Source organism: Desulfosporosinus sp. FKA (assembly GCF_002196785.1).
In the GTDB taxonomy this organism is placed as follows: domain Bacteria; phylum Bacillota; class Desulfitobacteriia; order Desulfitobacteriales; family Desulfitobacteriaceae; genus Desulfosporosinus; species Desulfosporosinus acididurans.
This window is the reverse complement of sequence record NZ_NAHZ01000015.1, coordinates 66,543-84,441: the sequence shown is the minus strand read 5'-3', so window position 1 is coordinate 84,441 and position 17,899 is coordinate 66,543. Positions and strand designations below refer to the sequence as shown.

General features: G+C 38.3%; 28 protein-coding genes. 2 read left to right on the top strand and 26 right to left on the bottom strand.

The features are described 5' to 3' along the window. Positions 1-7: 7 nt before the first annotated feature. From B5771_RS03970 to B5771_RS03935, 9 genes are all read right to left on the bottom strand, one after another. Positions 8-1,165 carry a hypothetical protein gene (locus B5771_RS03970; protein ID WP_088186375.1) on the bottom strand — a complete coding sequence of 386 codons (1,158 nt, stop codon included), beginning with the start codon at positions 1,163-1,165 and terminating at the stop codon, positions 8-10. A gap of 14 nt (positions 1,166-1,179) precedes the next feature. Then, positions 1,180-1,371, bottom strand: a complete 192-nt coding sequence (locus B5771_RS03965; RefSeq protein WP_088186374.1) for a helix-turn-helix domain-containing protein — start codon at positions 1,369-1,371, stop codon at positions 1,180-1,182. A 545-nt stretch (positions 1,372-1,916) separates the two neighbouring features. Beyond that, positions 1,917-2,282 carry a tyrosine-type recombinase/integrase gene (locus B5771_RS24685; RefSeq protein WP_282433314.1) on the bottom strand — a complete coding sequence of 122 codons (366 nt, stop codon included), beginning with the start codon at positions 2,280-2,282 and terminating at the stop codon, positions 1,917-1,919. A 108-nt stretch (positions 2,283-2,390) separates the two neighbouring features. Continuing rightward, the gene (locus B5771_RS24680) at positions 2,391-2,633 is read right to left on the bottom strand and encodes a hypothetical protein (protein WP_242966724.1); all 243 of its coding nucleotides are present in this window, start codon (positions 2,631-2,633) and stop codon (positions 2,391-2,393) included. 320 nt (positions 2,634-2,953) lie between these two features. After that, a complete protein-coding gene (locus tag B5771_RS03955; RefSeq protein WP_088186373.1) occupies positions 2,954-3,604 on the bottom strand; it encodes a hypothetical protein in 651 nt (216 codons plus the stop codon). Further along, the gene (locus tag B5771_RS03950) at positions 3,601-4,572 is read right to left on the bottom strand and encodes an MvdC/MvdD family ATP grasp protein (RefSeq protein WP_088186372.1); all 972 of its coding nucleotides are present in this window, start codon (positions 4,570-4,572) and stop codon (positions 3,601-3,603) included. Before B5771_RS03950 ends, B5771_RS03955 begins: the two co-directional genes overlap by 4 nt. Continuing rightward, a complete protein-coding gene (locus B5771_RS03945) occupies positions 4,563-4,778 on the bottom strand; it encodes a hypothetical protein (protein WP_088186371.1) in 216 nt (71 codons plus the stop codon). The genes B5771_RS03950 and B5771_RS03945 overlap by 10 nt, the downstream gene beginning before the upstream one ends. 254 nt (positions 4,779-5,032) lie before the next feature. Beyond that, positions 5,033-5,281: a hypothetical protein gene (locus B5771_RS03940; protein WP_088186370.1), complete on the bottom strand. Its 249-nt coding sequence runs from the start codon at positions 5,279-5,281 to the stop codon at positions 5,033-5,035. A gap of 639 nt (positions 5,282-5,920) precedes the next feature. Next, on the bottom strand, positions 5,921-6,325 hold the full coding sequence (locus B5771_RS03935) for a hypothetical protein (RefSeq protein WP_088186369.1): 405 nt from the start codon (positions 6,323-6,325) through the stop codon (positions 5,921-5,923). A gap of 127 nt (positions 6,326-6,452) precedes the next feature. Here B5771_RS03935 and B5771_RS03930 point away from each other — a divergent pair, with 127 nt between their 5' ends. Further along, positions 6,453-7,055, top strand: a complete 603-nt coding sequence (locus tag B5771_RS03930) for a hypothetical protein (RefSeq protein WP_088186368.1) — start codon at positions 6,453-6,455, stop codon at positions 7,053-7,055. A 317-nt stretch (positions 7,056-7,372) separates the two neighbouring features. Here B5771_RS03930 and B5771_RS03925 read toward each other — a convergent pair whose 3' ends face one another. From B5771_RS03925 to B5771_RS03905, 6 genes are all read right to left on the bottom strand, one after another. Further along, complete coding sequence (locus B5771_RS03925; protein WP_088186367.1) at positions 7,373-7,636, bottom strand: hypothetical protein; 264 nt, start codon at positions 7,634-7,636, stop codon at positions 7,373-7,375. A 13-nt stretch (positions 7,637-7,649) separates the two neighbouring features. Next, complete coding sequence (locus B5771_RS03920; protein WP_088186366.1) at positions 7,650-8,450, bottom strand: DNA adenine methylase; 801 nt, start codon at positions 8,448-8,450, stop codon at positions 7,650-7,652. Between the two features lie 153 nt (positions 8,451-8,603). Continuing rightward, positions 8,604-8,780: a hypothetical protein gene (locus tag B5771_RS24135; RefSeq protein ID WP_172408148.1), complete on the bottom strand. Its 177-nt coding sequence runs from the start codon at positions 8,778-8,780 to the stop codon at positions 8,604-8,606. A gap of 140 nt (positions 8,781-8,920) precedes the next feature. Further along, positions 8,921-9,175, bottom strand: a complete 255-nt coding sequence (locus B5771_RS03915) for a hypothetical protein (protein WP_088186365.1) — start codon at positions 9,173-9,175, stop codon at positions 8,921-8,923. Positions 9,176-9,202: 27 nt separating this feature from the next. After that, on the bottom strand, positions 9,203-9,853 hold the full coding sequence (locus tag B5771_RS03910; RefSeq protein ID WP_242966723.1) for a hypothetical protein: 651 nt from the start codon (positions 9,851-9,853) through the stop codon (positions 9,203-9,205). Positions 9,854-9,968: 115 nt separating this feature from the next. Next, the gene (locus tag B5771_RS03905; RefSeq protein WP_088186364.1) at positions 9,969-10,193 is read right to left on the bottom strand and encodes a hypothetical protein; all 225 of its coding nucleotides are present in this window, start codon (positions 10,191-10,193) and stop codon (positions 9,969-9,971) included. 192 nt (positions 10,194-10,385) lie between these two features. Between B5771_RS03905 and B5771_RS03900 the strand changes: the two genes are divergently transcribed. Then, positions 10,386-10,988 (top strand): hypothetical protein, encoded by a 603-nt coding sequence (locus B5771_RS03900; RefSeq protein WP_088186363.1) that lies wholly within the window; start codon positions 10,386-10,388, stop codon positions 10,986-10,988. A 271-nt stretch (positions 10,989-11,259) separates the two neighbouring features. On the opposite strand, the gene B5771_RS03895 is transcribed toward B5771_RS03900, so the two are convergent. The 11 genes from B5771_RS03895 to B5771_RS03845 all read right to left on the bottom strand — a co-directional run bounded on the left by B5771_RS03895 (position 11,260) and on the right by B5771_RS03845 (position 17,881). Next, entirely contained in the window at positions 11,260-12,360 is a 1,101-nt protein-coding gene (locus B5771_RS03895) for a DnaD domain protein (protein WP_088186362.1), read from the bottom strand. Positions 12,361-12,453: 93 nt separating this feature from the next. Next, positions 12,454-12,873 carry a hypothetical protein gene (locus tag B5771_RS03890; protein ID WP_088186361.1) on the bottom strand — a complete coding sequence of 140 codons (420 nt, stop codon included), beginning with the start codon at positions 12,871-12,873 and terminating at the stop codon, positions 12,454-12,456. A gap of 180 nt (positions 12,874-13,053) precedes the next feature. Beyond that, a complete protein-coding gene (locus tag B5771_RS03885; RefSeq protein ID WP_088186360.1) occupies positions 13,054-14,100 on the bottom strand; it encodes a phage Gp37/Gp68 family protein in 1,047 nt (348 codons plus the stop codon). Between the two features lie 52 nt (positions 14,101-14,152). Next, positions 14,153-14,365, bottom strand: a complete 213-nt coding sequence (locus B5771_RS03880; protein WP_088186359.1) for a hypothetical protein — start codon at positions 14,363-14,365, stop codon at positions 14,153-14,155. A 6-nt stretch (positions 14,366-14,371) separates the two neighbouring features. After that, on the bottom strand, positions 14,372-14,641 hold the full coding sequence (locus B5771_RS03875) for a hypothetical protein (RefSeq protein ID WP_088186358.1): 270 nt from the start codon (positions 14,639-14,641) through the stop codon (positions 14,372-14,374). Positions 14,642-14,735: 94 nt separating this feature from the next. Next, positions 14,736-15,014, bottom strand: a complete 279-nt coding sequence (locus tag B5771_RS03870) for a hypothetical protein (RefSeq protein ID WP_088186357.1) — start codon at positions 15,012-15,014, stop codon at positions 14,736-14,738. 39 nt (positions 15,015-15,053) lie between these two features. Next, complete coding sequence (locus B5771_RS03865) at positions 15,054-15,470, bottom strand: hypothetical protein (RefSeq protein WP_088186356.1); 417 nt, start codon at positions 15,468-15,470, stop codon at positions 15,054-15,056. A 100-nt stretch (positions 15,471-15,570) separates the two neighbouring features. Continuing rightward, a complete protein-coding gene (locus tag B5771_RS03860) occupies positions 15,571-15,765 on the bottom strand; it encodes a hypothetical protein (RefSeq protein ID WP_088186355.1) in 195 nt (64 codons plus the stop codon). Then, the gene (locus tag B5771_RS03855; protein WP_088186354.1) at positions 15,765-15,980 is read right to left on the bottom strand and encodes a hypothetical protein; all 216 of its coding nucleotides are present in this window, start codon (positions 15,978-15,980) and stop codon (positions 15,765-15,767) included. Before B5771_RS03855 ends, B5771_RS03860 begins: the two co-directional genes overlap by 1 nt. Positions 15,981-16,070: 90 nt before the next feature. Next, positions 16,071-16,991 carry a hypothetical protein gene (locus B5771_RS03850; protein WP_088186353.1) on the bottom strand — a complete coding sequence of 307 codons (921 nt, stop codon included), beginning with the start codon at positions 16,989-16,991 and terminating at the stop codon, positions 16,071-16,073. A gap of 65 nt (positions 16,992-17,056) precedes the next feature. Continuing rightward, a complete protein-coding gene (locus B5771_RS03845; protein WP_088186352.1) occupies positions 17,057-17,881 on the bottom strand; it encodes a 5'-3' exonuclease in 825 nt (274 codons plus the stop codon). Between the last annotated feature and the right edge of the window lie 18 nt (positions 17,882-17,899).

Here is a 17,899-nt window from a genome sequence, read left to right as displayed (position 1 = left end):
CTGCCTCCTAAAATAGTTGCAAGAACAAGTTATTACTTAAGTATTTGCTTTTAACATATTGTTCTGTTAGATAGACAGGATATAAATGATTTGCCCATCTTTCATCTGCACCATAGCACACCGGATTTCGCTCGTTAATCAAGTATGCGGTGATATTGTTAATGTCATCAGAGTCTATGCCATGAACTCGCTCTTTTTCTGTAATGACTATTTTTTCAATTTTGAGTATGCCATCAAAAATACTATGAGTATATCGTGCATCCCGAATTCTTAGATACCAAATACAAAAATCAACATTTGCTCGCTTCGATTCATAGCGAAAAGCTGGTGTTCTTTGATAAGGCTTTAGGTTTGCAATAATATTAGAGTTTGTCCCTCCACCTTGCACAAGACATTTTGTCGGGTCAAAGGACTTTGAAACACCTATAACTCGCCGGTAATTATTTCTAATGTGTTCGCTACTTAGATTTAAGGCATGTTTATTTTTCTTTGATGATACTCTTTGATAATCAAGAGATCCATCCTTTATTAAATAATTTGATTCATTCAACTTTCCAGCCGCAACCAAGTCTGCAACCATTTGCTTTTCAAGTTCAATCATGTAATCTTGAATTTTTGCTATACCTTTTTTTTCGAATTTTTCGTCTTTGTTCGTATCATAAATTAGTAATTCACTAAAATGAATAGGATGTTGGTTTTTTAGTATAGTATTTTTATTAATTTGCTCTAACAAAGGTTTTGCCTGATCTTCACCATCCCAGTCGGTGCTAAAGGCTTTATCCGGTAAAACAATTGCAAGTTTACGTTCAAATGATAGAGCCGGACGTAGTGTTCTGTTAACTCGCTGACAACAACCAACGCCAATCTGGCCAGCGATAACAGGATATACATTCCTTTGGTAAGACATATCGTCAACTTTATAAGTATGGCGCGAGCCATCTAGGAAGTAGGAAAAAATGGACGGAAAATCCCTTCTAGCATCTGCAGCGGATTTCAAGTCTACTGGTTTGGTAAGTTTTTCGGTCTCGCCGTAATCTTTCCAAACGATGTCTTTATTGTCATCGTAATCAATACTACCTCGATCAAAGTTTTCATGGCAGTATTTGTGAGAATTGAAACTAACACCTGAAGTTGCCTTCTCAATCACGCTAATAACGGTTCCCATTCAACCCCTCCTTCCTACAGATTACTTTCAGTAGCACCGCCTGATCTAACCCAGTCATCAATTTCAGAAGTGCGAAATTTCCATAAGCGTCCAACTTTATGAGCAGGCATATTCTTTTTGTTTATCCATTTAATAGCTGTATCCCTGCTTATTCCAAGATATTCGCATATTTCAGCTAGAGAAAGCCACCGATCATCATTGCTCATGAATGCATTTCCTCCCGAAATAAAGAAATTGAGTGTGCACAAACTATTAATATCAGTATAAAAAGAGAAAGTCAACGTTTTTTGTTGTTCTATAACTTTTAAAGTCGTTCTATCTAAAATTATAACTTATTCACGGCATTGGTGTGCATCTCATAATGCATATCGATTGTGTATTTTCTCTTTAAAGGTAAAGACTGAGCATTCTTTGAAACTCGGTCGACTATACTTAGTTCCGGTGATTTCTCTATCGCTTCTAGTACCAAATAAATTACCGTATATTAATTTGAAGAAATGTTTACAGTTTCTTCAACCTTCATGAATCTTTCGCATACTTATATTGGAATTATTTTTATAATCATAACCTTGATGAAACAATACAAATTCCCTAATATTTTTCCACCGGCGCAATCTTTGACTGTTCGCCCATCTGTAAAATCAATCAATCGGCTTTAAACATAGTAAATGAGGCTAAAAAAGCGCGCAGCCGCACGCACTTACATCATTTATCTTTTAGCGCTTTATATGACTTTTAGCATGAGTTATTATCAATCCCACCCCTGCCGGCGAACGACTTCTTGTAAATCATCAAGATTGAGCTTTGTGTAGATCACCGTTGTATCAAGATTTAGACGTCCGTTTTTCTTAATATGCCCGGTAATTTGGGCAATACGATCAAGGGGTTCTCTGTAATCCGCCATTTTCTTAAAACAGGTGTGTCTTAACCGATGATACGTTAAGGGTTCTTCGAACTCAAAGATTTCCTGAAGATCCTGCATTATGTATTGAATAGCACGAGTTGTTAATTTTGTGCCTTTCCTTAAGTTCGCAAACAGATATCCCTTGCGCCGGTCCGGATAGTCCTGACAGTAATTCCTAATAACATCAACGACATCTTTATTTAAAAGAACGATTCTTCGTCATTCTTGATTTCCGTGACTTCTTCAGCTCTTAATCCTGCCGAAAGGCTTAACACGATCAATAGAATAATTCGACTATCCACGTCTCCACGATAAAGATAATTAATCAGCTTCTTTCTCTCCCCAGGACTTGACCCATTTTGGGCCTGAGTCCACTTGTTCCAGAAACTTGATCGATTGGGCCGGATCATGATCAATAAATTGTTTATCGTACGCCCATAATGTAAACATTTTTATGAAGACTAGACTCTTGGTGATATAGGCTGGGGACTTTTCTCTTATGGATTGCATATAGTCTTCAATAATCATTTCACTCAATTGATCAGGAGTGAAAGAATCCCCCATTGTCTCTTCCACCCATTTCTGAAATCGCCGGGGAACATAGTTATAACTTTTTAAGGATGTCTCAAAGACATTGCAATTTTCCAAAAACTTCTCAATATAATCTATTCACGGCAGCCCCTATTGCCTTCTCTCATAAAGCTATTTAGGTCTTAGAATACGACATTCTACGATATTAAATTCTTCTAATTATCTGGGATCTTTTTCAAATAAAATGTCTTTCTATTTTCGGTAAGCCAATCTAAAATATTGGCTATCTGTTAATTAAGCAGGTCGCATATGCGAAATAAAAATTTTATAACAAAATAGAGGTTTCCTTGGAGCTATCTAGGTTTATTCCAAAAACTAAATTTTTCAAGCAAGTAATTTATAAAAATTGAAAATAGGAAAGCAATTATACCTAGACCAATCTCTATATAACGTAGACAAGAGGAGTTTAATTCATAAAGATGTATATAATTATTAAAGTATATTAATACAGTCATGATCAATAGATATAGAATACTTAAGAGAATGTTTCTTTGTACCCTATGTAAATAAAAAAGTTTAGTTGTATTACTTTCATTTAACTTATTATACTGCCATATTTTCCATTTTACTTCGTATTGTAGTGCCTCTATCTCAGAAAAGGACTGAATTTCATTCACCATCTCAGGGGAAAGCTGATCAACCTGTTTAACTAATATAGTCATCAGTGCATTAGAGACTGACATCACAAGTAATATAATTACTCCAATAAAGATAAATTTAAGAATAATAGAAGGATTACTATCTTTGCCAAATATAACACCATTAGTAGCCAGAATAACAGAGGCATAAATTCCTATAAGACAAAATAATATATTAATTCTATTATCCGCCGATTCGCCTCTGGCGTTTTCCTTCTCTATTTGTTCTGAAATTAGTCTGGCTGAAATATCAAGAACATTTGCATCGTTAGAAGGGTTTTTATATTCATAACTAATATAGCTCAATTTTTAAACACCTCAAAATAATCAATAATTGTATCCCTTAATGGATATCCTGTGTTTTCTTCAATCCATGCCCATTGACCGTTTGGATTAAGTTCTAAAAATATATATTCTCCCGTTTTAGATAGAGCCATATCAATTGCAGAAAAACCCAAGTGAAAGTGTTCGTTAATAGTTATACATTTTTTTTCAATATCAACTGGTAGCTTTATTGGTTTATGTTTTAAATCAAATTTCTCGCAAACATCCCAAACTCTCCAGTCGAGCTGGCTTATGGGGTACTCTTGTGACAATATAGCAGTAGCAAAAACCTTATCACCTATTACGTTAATGCGAATATCATATTCCTTGTCTATTCTTTTCTGTAAAATCATTGGAACTGTTGCGTATTTCTCAATACGCTCTAAATAAGAATCATCAATTTGTTGAGTAAAAGCTAGGTAGACTTCATCATCAAACGCATAAAAGCCATGCTTAACAGCCTTAGCAATTACAGATTTATGCATTTTGGCAAAATGCCTTATTGCATCTTTATTGCTGGTTATTAGTGTGTCAGGTATAGTCATTCCCATTTTTCTCGCAACTGCTAATTGTTCAATTTTATTATTTGAAAGAAAAATATACTTTGGATGATTTAACCATTTTGATTCATCAATTAGTCTAAAATAGCCTGATAAAACAGTTTCCATTTCTCTTTGGGCAAATTTAATTTGGGACGGAGCTATCTTTCCGTCTAAATTTGGAAGGGCTGGCCTTCTAAAATAAGCCCCAGTAATTTCATGTAAGAGAATTTGCTTCCCGTTATTACTTAATAAATAGGATTCTTGCTCATTTTGTATCGAAAAATCAAGACCGAAACACGAAGTATAGTCTTCTGTGTTTAACCGAATAAATGGAACTTTTCTTTCTAACAATTTCAGTATTAAATAATCAGTAGTAAGATCAGCTTTCTCAGTAATTATCAGTAACATCTTCCCTCGTCCGGGTCGTCATCCCCTGGCCATGCCATAGTTTTTGAATGTGTAGGGCTGAAACATTGCATCATGACTGCGACTTTCTTTACACCATTCTCCGTAATTATATTAAGACCACTATTTTCATCATAAGTATAATTCTGCATCTCCATTTCTGAGAGTTTAAACTTATTTGCTTTGGATAACAAAAAAGTTTCTTGCATATTTAATCCCACCTTTCTTGTCTTTTCCTTTTCGTACAGATTTGAGTACTTTATTACAATTATTTTACATCAAAATAATGTGATTAGCATCCATACACAGGGCCTGGGGCATTCGTGTCACCACGGAGGCAAAGTATGGATACTTAAACGTACATTTTGGATAATCAAAGTGGTTTTTTGGCTACTATATTCCGGAAATGGATAATCATTTCTTATCGTGGGTTTTGTTGGAAAGTTGGCGACACCCCAACAAATCAATCTAAAACTCCTGCCTGTCTGATCATATTTGAAATGAAAATCTTATCACAGAATATCCGATGAACTTTAAAACTGTATAAACGTCTTGATTTGAAATATTGGTATATATTACTCGAATCCCTAGTTACCCAAATGAGTTTACATTCTTCATCATCTTTTAAAATCACAACTCTCTGACGGGCATCCCCATATTCTTCAACAATTGCTAGTTTCCGTGTATATCGTTGATTTTCTTGATATTCCATTGATTATAACCTCTTTCAAAAGGTAATACCTTGACGAGAAGGAATTTTAATATCCATAACAACAATCACCCTATTACAAATAATACCCTTTGTCTTTTAGTGTAATTTCTCCAAACATACGTCGACATTTTGATGCTACCATTCCAAGCGGGATAATTGGATGTAGGTACTAGGCTTCTATTTTTTGGTCCGCTAGGGATTAATACTATTTCTACATAAGTATTCAACCGTTAGGTGATAAAAGAGACAGCTAAAACTACCTCTTATAAGTAACTATATTGAAATGCTGCAAAATTGTATTACTCCCGTTGACAGCATTCACCGTGTAGTGTCTGTCTAACAGGAGTAATATAAAACGTTCAATTAGTAAATAAGTTACCAACGAAGCTACCTATAAATCAAATGAATATTTATCTATATATCATCAAGGTTCTACTCTTACTAATTGATGCCACCAATAATTTTTTTGTTCGTAAAAATCATTACGAGTCACTAATAACAGACATTTTCAAATACTCCAGAAAAAGTTAACACCCTTCTATTCGTAGAAAGGTGTTAACTTTTTCTAGAGTATCAATAACTGTCTCTTTTTAAATAAATTGAATATTGGTTTGATAAAACTTAAGGAAATTAATAGGCTCATTGTACTTTTATAGATCTTGTAAAATCAATAAGTAAACCGGATGCTTTTGTTATACTGTTATAACCTGACTGTTTATATACCCTAAAATACTCTGTGTGATTTCCTAAAGAAGAATCCCCCCAATAATCCGGATAATTAGTTAAATTCCAACCATTTTGCAAATTTAATTGAGTATGAGTTAGCACTCCGTCATGCCAAACTTCCATCATATAATAGCCTGTTTCACCTGTAGTAAAAGATGCATTGTAATATACCCAGTAGTTATTTGATGAATAAGCAGTGTCTGAAGACGGGCTAACACTTAAACCATAAAATGCTGAAGCTTGTGCAATAGACGAAAATGCGAAGGTAAGGACAATAAGTAAAACGATCACAATCCCTAATTTCTTTTTAGTGAACATCTTTTTCTCCTCCATTTACAAATTTTTAGGAATATTTCCCATTTCTTAATCATAATATATATGGGCATCCACTTTTTGTCAACCCTTAATTTTCCATGCCAATAATTAATATGAGAGTAGGGGAATTATGAATAAAATAACACAAACTAAATTAATTACATTAATAATTATAATTTTAATTATGTCAACATTTATTTTATACAATGGTTCTGTTTCTATTTTAAAACAGACGGCTGAAAATAATTCTTTATCTAATATATCAAACAACTATCGTTCTACGTCCTTAACATTGGAAGATTATACAGTTACCTTAGAGCTTCCTGAAACAACAAGTTTACATTTCGACTTAAACAATTTTGATCAGGGACAAATACGATCCACCAAATATTTTGAAGATAATAAATTAGGATTTCGTGGTTATATACAAATGTGGAAAATAAGCAATTTATCAGATTTTTTGAATGAAAGCAAATCCTTAAGCCCTTTCGATTACAAATCATACCGTGTTAGTAAAATCAATCAAAATAACTACGACACTTTTCTAACGGAATGGACTGCTTCTTTTGGTGACAAATATATCAGCACTGAGGAGTATTGGATATCAATAGGAACAGATGATTACATAAGAATATCGTTCTATGCTGACACGCCAACTTTTCCGACAAATATAAGAGATATTACAAGAAACCTATTAAAAACAATAAAAATAATAAATAATAGTAAACTTTAAGACTTCTTTCAATGAAAAATCCTAGTGAATTTCATTTCTAAATTTAATCCAAGTATAAGTGTAACTCTTTAGAAAAAATAGGCCCCGAAGGGCCTATTTTTTATTGCATTCTTTTAGATCTTTCCCGGTAGCCACATACCCGCATATAGGCATCGATACGACCAGAAGTTTTTTCCATAGCCCTCACTTATGGGTTTACAACCACCGCCGTGGTATCTAGTGTTTTCAGCATTCAATTCATCTGCCGTGTGAGCCCTTTCGCAACTGGGCATTTTAGATATTTGATTAAAATCTAGAATCCTCCCCATTTTCCTTGATTACATCTTAAATAAGAACCACTTGCAAGTGCTTATTTCGTACTTGACTCCATAAACTTTCTGTAAACCATTGATAACACTTTGGCAGCGAAAAATAATCATCTTATTTCCGGCCAATTTTTCCTCAGTTCGTAGTATAACCTTATCAACCTTAACAACAACCGACTCGCTTTGTTCAGATGTGATCCTATACCTTATTGGATTTATCACACCTTCTTTCGTAAACCAGGCAAGCATTTCAATAGGCCGCATGAGGATTTTCACAAATAAATCATCTCTAAGCAGCTATTTGACTATTAGCCATATCACTATTACAGTAATTCGATATAAGCAATTCTTTTTTCAAGGTACTCTTATCTTTCCGCGAAACAGAATAGCGAAGGCTCACTTCTTCAATATTGAATCCGTTATATAACTCTCGAATGTCTGGATGGTCATTGATGCTTAGTAAGTATCGGCCTTGGAGGCGAGATAAAACGTCTCTGAGCCTGATATGATCCTCTATTGTAAATGCCCCACTCCCCTGGCTACTATACCCCGTCAGTCCGTAATACGGAGGGTCACAGTAAAACAATGTGCTGGACCTATCATAACTTAAAATCAACTTCTCAAAATCCCGATTTTCAATAATTGTATTTAAGAGCCGCACTCTAGACTGTTTTATTTCTTGTTCCAATGTCTTAAGAGCAAGTTTAACGTTGGTAGGACTAATGATAAAACTTTGCATCCTTGCCCCAAAGCTGAAATGCACTAAATAATAGAATCTGACGGCCCGTTCTATATCATCTAATTCTTGAGGATTTGCTCTTTTATACTCTTCAAAAATCTGCCTGGAGACCAGAAGATATTCAAACGCTCGAATGAAATCCTGCGTTTTGTCACGAACAACTTTGAAAAAGTTAATAAGTTCACCATTGATATCATTCAGAACTTCTATTTTAGAGAGAGATTTGGCGAAGAGTACCCATCCTGCCCCGCCGAATACTTCAACATAGCAAAGATGATCTTGGGGCAACATCTCTAGAATTGTATTTCTTAAGCGAAACTTTCCACCCATCCATTTTATTGGACTATTCATTATCCTCACTCCTTATGCGAATTATAGAACGTATGTTTAATATATCGAAAACGTATGTTCTATAATTATTTTATCAACTTCGTATCCCACATGCAAGCAAAAGCACCTCAAAAATTTGTGGTGCTTTTGCATAAATTATTAATTCATTTTCAGCTAGTGTATAAACGGGCCGAGCATTTCAGGGTCTTCATCTTCTAAGATGTTGATAAGCTGGGAGATGGTGCAAGTGTCTTCATCGACTTCATACACTTCGCAGAGGGCATCCCATAAGTCTGGGTATTTACCTGCTATAATTTGGGTTGCTAAGGATCGGGCTTCGTCTTTTTCCATAAAAGTAGTTTCCTCCTCATGCTAACATTCTCTGCCTTTGTGTGTCCATTAACGCTCTGTTCAGGAAAAATTGCAAGAGGTTTTTACTTGTATCGATAGATTTCTTAATTCATAATATTTGGAGTTATGGTGGAAAAGCTCTACAATCTACCATCTGCAGACATGGATAAACCCGAATTTTTACGTTTAGAATAGCCAGGCAAATAAATGACACCTCGCAAAATTAGTTCTTTTTGTACACTGTCTGCAAGATTCCATACTTCTTCCACTGTTAACTTCGTTTCCCTGTTAAGCCCCAAGACATCTAAGACCTTGATGTAACTATCACCTTGGGTGTAAATCGTTGTTAATTCAGTACAAAATAATTTAACTCGCTCTAAGCTTTTTTCCAGCATCTTTTGAGACCCCTTTTAAATTATTTTTCATTTCAGCCGAAGCTTTAACATGCAAGAGATCCCCGGCTTGCCGTTCTCATCAATTACCTGTGCCCTTAATTCACGATTAGCATTATGATACGGCTTTGTCGGTAGCTCCTGGCATTGTGGGCCAGACATTCGACCGGCCACGTTTGCTTCCTCATAGGCTTGCTCGATCATTTGCCTTTTTAGTCGGCTGAGCCACTCCCTATGGGATCGATTTTTGCCTATAAAGCCCTTTTGATCCGCCATGGCCCGATACTCTTTAAGCTCACCACTTAGCCGGGCACGTGTCAGATAAAACCACCAAGGTTCATATTTAATCGATAGCTTGTCCGCCCAGCAAAGTCTGCTGGGATTCGTGTTATGGCTCTGGGCATAGCTGCGGCTGTGACCAAGGACGAGCTGCCGATACTCTTCTCCAAACAATCGCCCAGCCAATTCCGCACCAGCTTCTGGATGATTCACTCCATCGTTGCCATTCATACTTTTCTTACCCCAGTAGCCAAGATCGTGCAGGACGATGCACAGAGTTTCTTGCCAATTTGGACGGCCATAAAGCTCCTTCCAAGCCAACCAAACTGTGACGGGATGCCATAAATATTGGTGCACACCGAATAGCAAGCTTCGGGTACCCACTGAACCGTATCGTTTCATGTTAGTCCCTCTCTTCTGGTCTCTTCCTGAACCCAGGCAATAGTGCCACCCAAGGCTATCAAAAGGGCAATGCTGATGAGAACATGAATCACTTGACTTCCTCCTTCGAAAACTTTCAGCTGATTTTTAACAGTCCACCATCGATGCTGATGGAATACAATGTCACATGGCCTTCACTGATCGCAAATTGTGTACAGCAGTCCGCGCAAAAGTATTGCCCGTTACTTAAAATTCTTACAGCACGGCTCTTGCACTGAACGCATTGGATTTGTATATCAAAAGTACTCTCTATTCTTTTTACCTTCTCCGACTTGGCCTTTTCGCCCACCTTTTCGCCCATCTTTTCACCTTCTTCCCTACGAAATCGCTTACTTAGAGTATACAAATAAAAGTTTTTGTATTTATCTACTTTGTCTACTCCTATACAGTTTCTTCCCGTTATTGATGTTGTACCTACACTTATAAATTTGGTATTGTAAACCGATAAAGAAATTATAGAGACAAACAAAATCATTAAAGGTGGTAGCTAAAATTGTATACAATTTTGAAGAGTAACAAGTACAGAAAAGTATTTATAAGGGTAGAAGAATTTGATGAAAACGGAAACTTAGTTAATGAAGTTGAATATCCCGGCGATTTTTTCGAGATTCTAGCCGGCAGTTCGTTTGAGAATATGTTTCGAGATTTACCATTTCATATTAGAGGTCAATTTGCCGCAAAAGATCTAAAATTAATGAAAAAAATTAGTGCCATGAAGCTTGAATCTGGTCTAAACTTGGAACTAAACTTTATAAAAAATTGTTTAACGTTAATAGATTTATATGGCTTAGAATTCTTGGAAAAAACTTTGGACTTTATGAAGAAACATAAATTACATCTTTATTCATTCCCTTTTAATGACCAAAAAAAGGCACATCAATTTAACTTTAATGATAGACTAAATTTTTTTTGCGAACGAAAGAATAATGGTATTTATTTTTCTGCATATACAAACGGAGGGGTAAGAATTATTTACGAAGAAACCCCAACTAAAAAACAAGCCAAATACCAACGACTAAAAAACGACTGCCATATCGAGTTTATGAAACTTCCTGAGTTTAAACTATGGAAGGTTTCCGAGGGAGAATTAAATTAAAGTAAAGATAGTTATTAACAAACTGTTTATGCAGGGCCAATCTATATACAATTACTTAAGTATTGTTCCAGTAATTTTGCGTTAACTGGCTCTGACACTGTATGCATTGTGTTTGTTTCCCGAATAAGCCCCGATTCGTTTTACTTTATGTAATACGTTCTTTAACTCACCTATTATTTCACTTTCCTTGTATTATTTGGCTTATTTCTGGTTAATGAAAATCATTTAAAGTCATATGACATCCTTCTGGCGATGACCACAATTTACGCCTTCAGAGATAAAAATTTGCGTACTTTTCGCCCTTGAGAGCGACTCCAGAAGAAGACACTTGCCCTGTATCTCTGGTATGCACTCGTTCTTTATTACCTCGACGCTTGACATCTTCACCACGTGATTTTTTGCGATCCCCATCAAGTTTGGCTAAGCTAGCATGATCTATAATTCCGTTAACTCGCCAATCTTCTATGATTGATTGGACATAGGGTAGCTTCTTGTTTGCATCAATACTTCGCTCGATTGCTTTAATCAACATTCCATCCGGATCACAACTACCATCTCGCGCCAAATCAAGACAATGTTGAACGATCTTGACTTTTTCAAATGGAACAAGGTCACGACCCCAATTTTCCCTGGCGAACTCTATCGCAAGATTTCCGATTTCCAAGTCTGTTTCCGTTTTCTCAGTTCGCGCGCGCGCATCATCATCAACATCATCATCAATAATTGGTTTATATTCTGGTACTGTTAGTGTTAGTGTTACGTTGGACGACTCTGGATTATTTATGGACGTCCGTTGGACATCCGTTGGACGTACTAACGATACAGACTTCCCATCCAACGGAACTCCAACCGACGACCCCTCGTCATCCTTTGGACCATTACAGGATGATTCGTCCAGAGGTAAGGGATTTTCTTGGGACATCGAGCGATTGGGAAGTGGATTTTTTTCTGTGGATGACGACGAAGTATTTGTTGGTGTTTCAAAATGATTCGTTTTTTGCAATCGTTTCTTTTCTCGATCCTCTCTCTTTCTTGCCGCATCTTCTTCGCGCTTTTCTATGAGTTTTCCTGTATACTCCTTCCAATCGTGAATATACTTCTGTCCATCAGGATCCTCTGGGTTACCATCAATCCAGCCAGCACTTATTAAAGCTGCCACAAACGTCTTCTCATCCCCATCCCATTCAGAGGCTGCGGCAAGATCGAAAGCATCAAACTCAGTTAAATTACCATCTTGAGCAAAATCGAGCGCCCACCACCATAAAAAATGTAAGTGACCGACTGTAGCTGGGAGAGATACTCCTAGTAGTCTGGCTAACCGTTTAGTCTTTGGATGTCTAGCAATTTCTTGGTTACTTGGTATCCACGCCATTGTTTCCACTTCCTCCCGTTATGTCTTTTTTGTAGTCATATGTTGCCGCTTTGTTTAAAAACAGTTTTGTTGAGATAAAAAAGATCTAAACTACTAGTGAGTAAACTGGTGTCTATTACGGGAACTTAGTTTCTCTACTCCTTGTTCTCCTCCGCTCTTAACAAGCTTCAGCTTCGGTCTTTCTGGCGGCAATTCTCCATTTTCGTCTGACCAGTACCAAATATCCGCCCAAAAATGAACTCCATGTAACCCCTTGGCATTAGTATTCCATTCCACCTTGCGAATGTTGGTGATAGTCAACGTTTTAGCTACCCCACGCATTGTCCAGTCGGTAGTTTCCTCGCCTATTTCCGGGATGTCTATTCCAAAGGGAACGTCAAATTTTATGTTTTCGAGATATTTTCTGCAACCACGTGGATCTCGCTTAAATAGTAAGCATGGAATAGTGCTTATTTTGCCCTCGCATTTTCCACCGTGGTCGTTACGAAGAAGGCAGAAATAACATTCGTTCATGACTCATCTTCCTCACAGATAAAAGTTCTCATTTTCCTTAAGTACATGACCTTCGTTTTTTCTTCTTACCTGTATCCGCCAATTCCACCAAAGAGGTTGCTAATGTCTTTTTTCTCATAATCCACACCCTTCGGTTGCGTCCTGATTCCAAATTTACCAAATTCAATATCGTTTCAATTCTTAAAAAACTTCTTGATTAATTTCATGACTAGATACCTCTGGCAGCTCATCCCATGTCCTACCGTCAAGTAGGCGTCCAGCTTTCTTCTTACCTATACGCACGTATTTAACAGCTCTATAATCCGGAACTGGTTTCCCGGTACAACTGCTGCAGAGACCAGGTTCAATCCAATAACATCCGCCATTACAGGCGTTATTCCATGTACATCCGCATACTCTACATGACTCGGCACCATCCTCTGGAACGAACCACTCACCCCATTGCTTAAAGAAAAAGGGAACTTCAGTTGCCTGGCATTGATCTACCAAACTCCGTACCCAATCCGGATGTGTCGGTCTTGCTCCTGGTCCTGATTCTCCGCCTGTAATTACCCAACTTAAATTAGCAAATGAACCGCTGTAGCCGCCTTCTTTCCCACAGGTTTTGCAATGTGATGAGAATTGATTGGCATAACTACCACAAAAACTACATTGATAACGTGTACCTGGTGGAGGAATCAAACCCGTTAGATTGATTGACGTTAACAACGGTTCAGCGCTAATACCTCTGGTGTAAGCAGGTATTTTTAATAGCTTTGGTATTCTTTCGTTGGCAGTTTCTTGATTCTCCGTGGTAGCAATAAACCAAACGTTTCTTAACCATGCATAACTATCAGGGCAATGTCCAGTCTTTTCAACATCCCATCTATAAAATCCCAGTGCACGGTCTACTCTCTTTGTGAGTATTTGGAAAGTATGTTGTGGGCATTGTTTAATAATGTCATACACTTTGGCAATAAACTCAAACGGTACATCCTCATGAAATAAATCACTCATAGAGTTCACAAATATCCTTCGCGGCTTTTTCCACTGTAAAGGCTGATACAATCGCTCTGGATGACACACCACGTCATTAAATTTCCGACCATAATAAACTGTTTTAGAGTTACTCGACAATCTCCGCCATTCGCGTTCCGCATAGCAGTTTCGGCAACCTTCTGAAACCTTACTGCAGCCGGTTACTGGATTCCAAACAGCATCGGTCCATTCAATCTTCGACTTGTTCATGATCAAACCGCCTCTAATCTCTCAAACTCCATATCCCATACCCAGGGATTTTCTACACTTCAATATCACGAACCTTAAGCCACTGAAGGGGCAGCCAGTACATCCCACCGTCGTCATCAACAATCCCAACAAGGATCTTATCTTTATCCTTTTCCTCAATTGTTACAACAGGATAAACCCTGCTAAGCGAGATTTGCCCTCCTGGACGCCTGTCCAATTCTTCCTGAGTAATTTCTACCGAGAATTTTCGAATTACCTGAAGCACTCTTTATTAAGCCTCCTTCCTATTTCGCGGGCGTATCCTACCGTATACGGTGGTCCATGGAACGTTATAAATTCTACCGAGCTCCGGCCAAGAAACACCCTCGGCTTTGAGTTTTCGCATATCTTCCAGATCATCCATTGAAAACTGAGGATGAACCATTTCCGGATGATCGCTTTGAACTTTTTCAAATGCTGTTTCTATATTGCATTCTCCTAAGATAGCTATCGTCAAGGCATAGTAATTGAGTTTTAAGTCAAGAAACTTGGATCTAATCAATGGAAATCAGCGACCTTTCCCTAATCACTTAGCAGTTCTAAACTCTTTCATGACTCTTAATTAATAAGACATTTTGGGCAATGCCTTTTACACTCTAAATATACGAGAAGCCTTTAATTTCCTCCGTATTCCGCACTGCAATCATCCACTTTTTATCTGCAGCTAATTTATCGAGATCCTTCTGAGCTTCATGGGGACTATGTCGCCAAGGGAGGCGAGTGTAGCCCCGTTCTTTTTTGCTGCCGGGTCTCCGATAAAACGTCTTAAAAACATCACCACCGATTCCAGGCCGGACGAAGTAAACCCATCCTCGATTATCCTGATACGTATTTGCACATTGACAAAGAACCGGTGCACCTTTTGATTCGGACATGTTTTAAAACTCCTTTTCACTTAAATTTCTATACTACAATCAGGACCATAAAGACATTTGCCCAAATGCAATTCCTTTAGCTATCTGTTTTTGCTCTAAGACCAAAATCTCTGGATCCGTGTCCGTTATCTTCTTAGCCACTTCTTCTGCTAAATCCCAAAAAGCAAGCCAGTTTCGGGCACTATAGGCACGACCATTTTCATAGTTAATAACAATGGATGTCACCTCATTACCTTTAACAACTTGAATTGGGTACCAGGCCGAGTTATAAGGAAGTCGTTGAAACTCAAAGCGTTCATCGCCAAATGTCACTGTGACGTCATTATTTCGTTTTGTGACCACCAAGGAGATGGTCGGATATTGATAGACTTTAAAAAATTGCTCATCATTCATAAAAGAATTGTAGTCGCAGGCCCGGTGGAGTACCCGTTCAACTTCCGTTTGCAGGTTCAACATATCCTCACCTCTCCATGTTAAAAGTTTGGCCATATCAGATTTCGATATAATGCTGATGTAGGACTGTTCCATTAGTGAAAATGCAACCATCAGAATTCCATTACACGGTCTTTCTTAAAGTCATTTGCCTAACTACCTTGGCAGACATCCCATCGTCCAGTGTTATATCAAAGTAGGTATACTTTTCGGTAATCACTGCATTATCAAACAGGTCATGAGCTTCCCCCCAGTCCTTGCATATTGTTGTTTCTTGGTGCTCATTGTCCGTAAATCCGAAGAATACGACTTTTTTCATTAAGTATCCTCTTCCTCTTTACGGAATTCTGCGCCTATGACACTTGGGTAAACTTCCTGCCCGTACTTATCCAATGGCCCGAACTTAACATAAACCTTTCCTGAACTGCTTGGTTTATGGGGGGCTGGCCAACTCATTACTGTGCATTTTTCCCCCCTGAATGTTTCTACGACTTGGCCTTTTTGGACTAGCTCACCATCTAGAAATAATTTCATTCAATTTCTCTCCCGTACATTCAGAGGACCAGACCGCGCTGACCTCCCACTTTATTCAAGGACACGTTCTAAACGAAAATACAAAAGTTACTAGCAATATCTTTCCTTGATATCATCCCAATTGTCAGCAATTTCTCCCCAATGCAGAGCAACTTCTTCTAACATGCCCTTCTCTTCACGTTCTTGTTTGAGCACTGCCCTGTAAAGCTTATCGTTTCTGTATTTTTGGACATTTGAACCGATTAGCTCACTGATCACTTGAGGTTCCAGCGCATCCAGCTCCCAGCAGTCATGACCGAACTCCCGGATATAATTACCGGCCCGGCTGTCCGTTATCTTCGTTGGATTCGGCGGCGGACCATATAGTTCCACCTGGTCCATATTCAAGGCCAAGCGATGAAACTCAACTCCATAGGTTTCAAACGTAATAAGTCTTTCCTGAATGTCACGGCTCATATCCTTACCACTTGGATCATGATCACCAAGGTGAAGTAAAATAATTTGTTGGCCCATGTCTTGCCTTCGTTTCAACCTTCTAGCTGCTCCCCACATTTCTGATTGACTGACATAACCACGGCATGAAAAAAAATTAACGTCGAGTTGTTGACATATTTGCCCAACGATACCTATGAGGGCGTCTTTTTCCACCCACACCTCTACGTAATTCCTTTGTCCGTTCCAATAATCCAAGTGGTAAGAATAGGCGGCAGAGTCGATCATGTTTCCGGGGGTCTGCCAGTGAGACCTTCCCTGTAAATTTCTCGTCCTATCTTCAATAGCATTCCAGTCAATGAATCCCGCTAAGCGAGCGTCACTGATTAAAACGCCCAGATTCTTATATGATCTCTCGTTATTTGGGATAATGGCTCGGGCAACCATTTGGTAATAGACTTGTCTAAGCGTAAGATTGTACCCCTGTGCTGAGTAGTCATCGATAACGTTGTTAATTTGTTCGACAAGACTGAGGCGATCGACGCTGAAATTTTTAGTTTTATATTCAATCTTAGGCATCTCGTTCATTCCTTTCGCTAAATTTATAACAACTCATCGTTAATCGATAAGGTAACCTTGAGACGTTATGCGATAATACGTCTTACACCAAGGATCCGTAATGTCGTTTGTGATAACTGTGACTGAATATCAACGATATAGTTTGATGGCATTTCTAAAGGCACATGGCAATTGATCTTAGCGAGATCCCAACTTAGTAACGCCTGCTCTTTAAACTCCACGAGCTTTCTGGCCGCTTTAACACCTAAAAAAATATCCGGATACTGCAGAAGATCCTTTAAGGATAGTCCTTGTTTTAAAATTGGCCACACTGTCTTTTCACCAATGCCTGGAACTCCAGGAATGTTGTCGGTCGAATCACCCACCAGTGCTTTAAAATCGACCCACTGGCCGGGATCGATTCCGTAAATTTCTTCGTGACGAAAATACGTTAACGGCTGGGGTTGCTTTCTTGGTCTAAGATAATCCACCAGCACGTTTCGTGAGATCACCTGAAAGAGATCCCTGTCCCCGGAAACGATCCGGACCAGCTCCTTGGATTTTGAAGCCAGTGTCCCAATGACATCGTCGGCCTCATAGCCGCTGACTTCGACTTGAGCAATACCTAAGTTTTCCAGGGCTTTTTTGGCTCGAGGGATTTGTTCGGTCAGCTCCGGCGGTGTTGGTTTTCGGGTCGCTTTATAGGCTGGATAGAGCTGATGGCGAAAGGTTGGACCATCACAATCCCAGCAAGCAACCATCATGGTGGGCTTATACGTATGATGAAATCGAAGGACCCAGGTCACGAGGCCGGAAACCGCATGGATAGGCAGACCTTTTGCATCATATAACGGTGGTCTTCCGTAAAAAGACCGGGACAATAAGTTGTTGGCATCAAGAAGCAAAAGCATTCTTAATCCTCCTTTCTC

Bases quoted from the DNA above. Each gene is read 5' to 3' on its own strand.
- B5771_RS03950 (WP_088186372.1), bottom strand. From the start codon at position 4,572: ATGTTACTGATAATTACTGAGAAAGCTGATCTTACTACTGATTATTTA.
- B5771_RS03935 (WP_088186369.1), bottom strand. From the start codon at position 6,325: ATGTTCACTAAAAAGAAATTAGGGATTGTGATCGTTTTACTTATTGTC.
- B5771_RS03930 (WP_088186368.1), top strand. From the start codon at position 6,453: ATGAATAAAATAACACAAACTAAATTAATTACATTAATAATTATAATT.
- B5771_RS03850 (WP_088186353.1), bottom strand. From the start codon at position 16,991: ATGCCTAAGATTGAATATAAAACTAAAAATTTCAGCGTCGATCGCCTC.
- B5771_RS03845 (WP_088186352.1), bottom strand. From the start codon at position 17,881: ATGCTTTTGCTTCTTGATGCCAACAACTTATTGTCCCGGTCTTTTTAC.
- B5771_RS03920 (WP_088186366.1), bottom strand. From the start codon at position 8,450: ATGAATAGTCCAATAAAATGGATGGGTGGAAAGTTTCGCTTAAGAAAT.
- B5771_RS03965 (WP_088186374.1), bottom strand. From the start codon at position 1,371: ATGAGCAATGATGATCGGTGGCTTTCTCTAGCTGAAATATGCGAATAT.
- B5771_RS24680 (WP_242966724.1), bottom strand. From the start codon at position 2,633: ATGGGGGATTCTTTCACTCCTGATCAATTGAGTGAAATGATTATTGAA.
- B5771_RS24135 (WP_172408148.1), bottom strand. From the start codon at position 8,780: ATGGAAAAAGACGAAGCCCGATCCTTAGCAACCCAAATTATAGCAGGT.
- B5771_RS03895 (WP_088186362.1), bottom strand. From the start codon at position 12,360: ATGGCGTGGATACCAAGTAACCAAGAAATTGCTAGACATCCAAAGACT.
- B5771_RS03860 (WP_088186355.1), bottom strand. From the start codon at position 15,765: ATGAAAAAAGTCGTATTCTTCGGATTTACGGACAATGAGCACCAAGAA.
- B5771_RS03855 (WP_088186354.1), bottom strand. From the start codon at position 15,980: ATGAAATTATTTCTAGATGGTGAGCTAGTCCAAAAAGGCCAAGTCGTA.
- B5771_RS03945 (WP_088186371.1), bottom strand. From the start codon at position 4,778: ATGCAAGAAACTTTTTTGTTATCCAAAGCAAATAAGTTTAAACTCTCA.
- B5771_RS03865 (WP_088186356.1), bottom strand. From the start codon at position 15,470: ATGTTGAACCTGCAAACGGAAGTTGAACGGGTACTCCACCGGGCCTGC.
- B5771_RS03940 (WP_088186370.1), bottom strand. From the start codon at position 5,281: ATGGAATATCAAGAAAATCAACGATATACACGGAAACTAGCAATTGTT.
- B5771_RS03885 (WP_088186360.1), bottom strand. From the start codon at position 14,100: ATGAACAAGTCGAAGATTGAATGGACCGATGCTGTTTGGAATCCAGTA.
- B5771_RS03905 (WP_088186364.1), bottom strand. From the start codon at position 10,193: ATGGGCGAAAAGGTGGGCGAAAAGGCCAAGTCGGAGAAGGTAAAAAGA.
- B5771_RS03970 (WP_088186375.1), bottom strand. From the start codon at position 1,165: ATGGGAACCGTTATTAGCGTGATTGAGAAGGCAACTTCAGGTGTTAGT.
- B5771_RS03910 (WP_242966723.1), bottom strand. From the start codon at position 9,853: ATGAAACGATACGGTTCAGTGGGTACCCGAAGCTTGCTATTCGGTGTG.
- B5771_RS03890 (WP_088186361.1), bottom strand. From the start codon at position 12,873: ATGAACGAATGTTATTTCTGCCTTCTTCGTAACGACCACGGTGGAAAA.
- B5771_RS03870 (WP_088186357.1), bottom strand. From the start codon at position 15,014: ATGTCCGAATCAAAAGGTGCACCGGTTCTTTGTCAATGTGCAAATACG.
- B5771_RS03915 (WP_088186365.1), bottom strand. From the start codon at position 9,175: ATGCTGGAAAAAAGCTTAGAGCGAGTTAAATTATTTTGTACTGAATTA.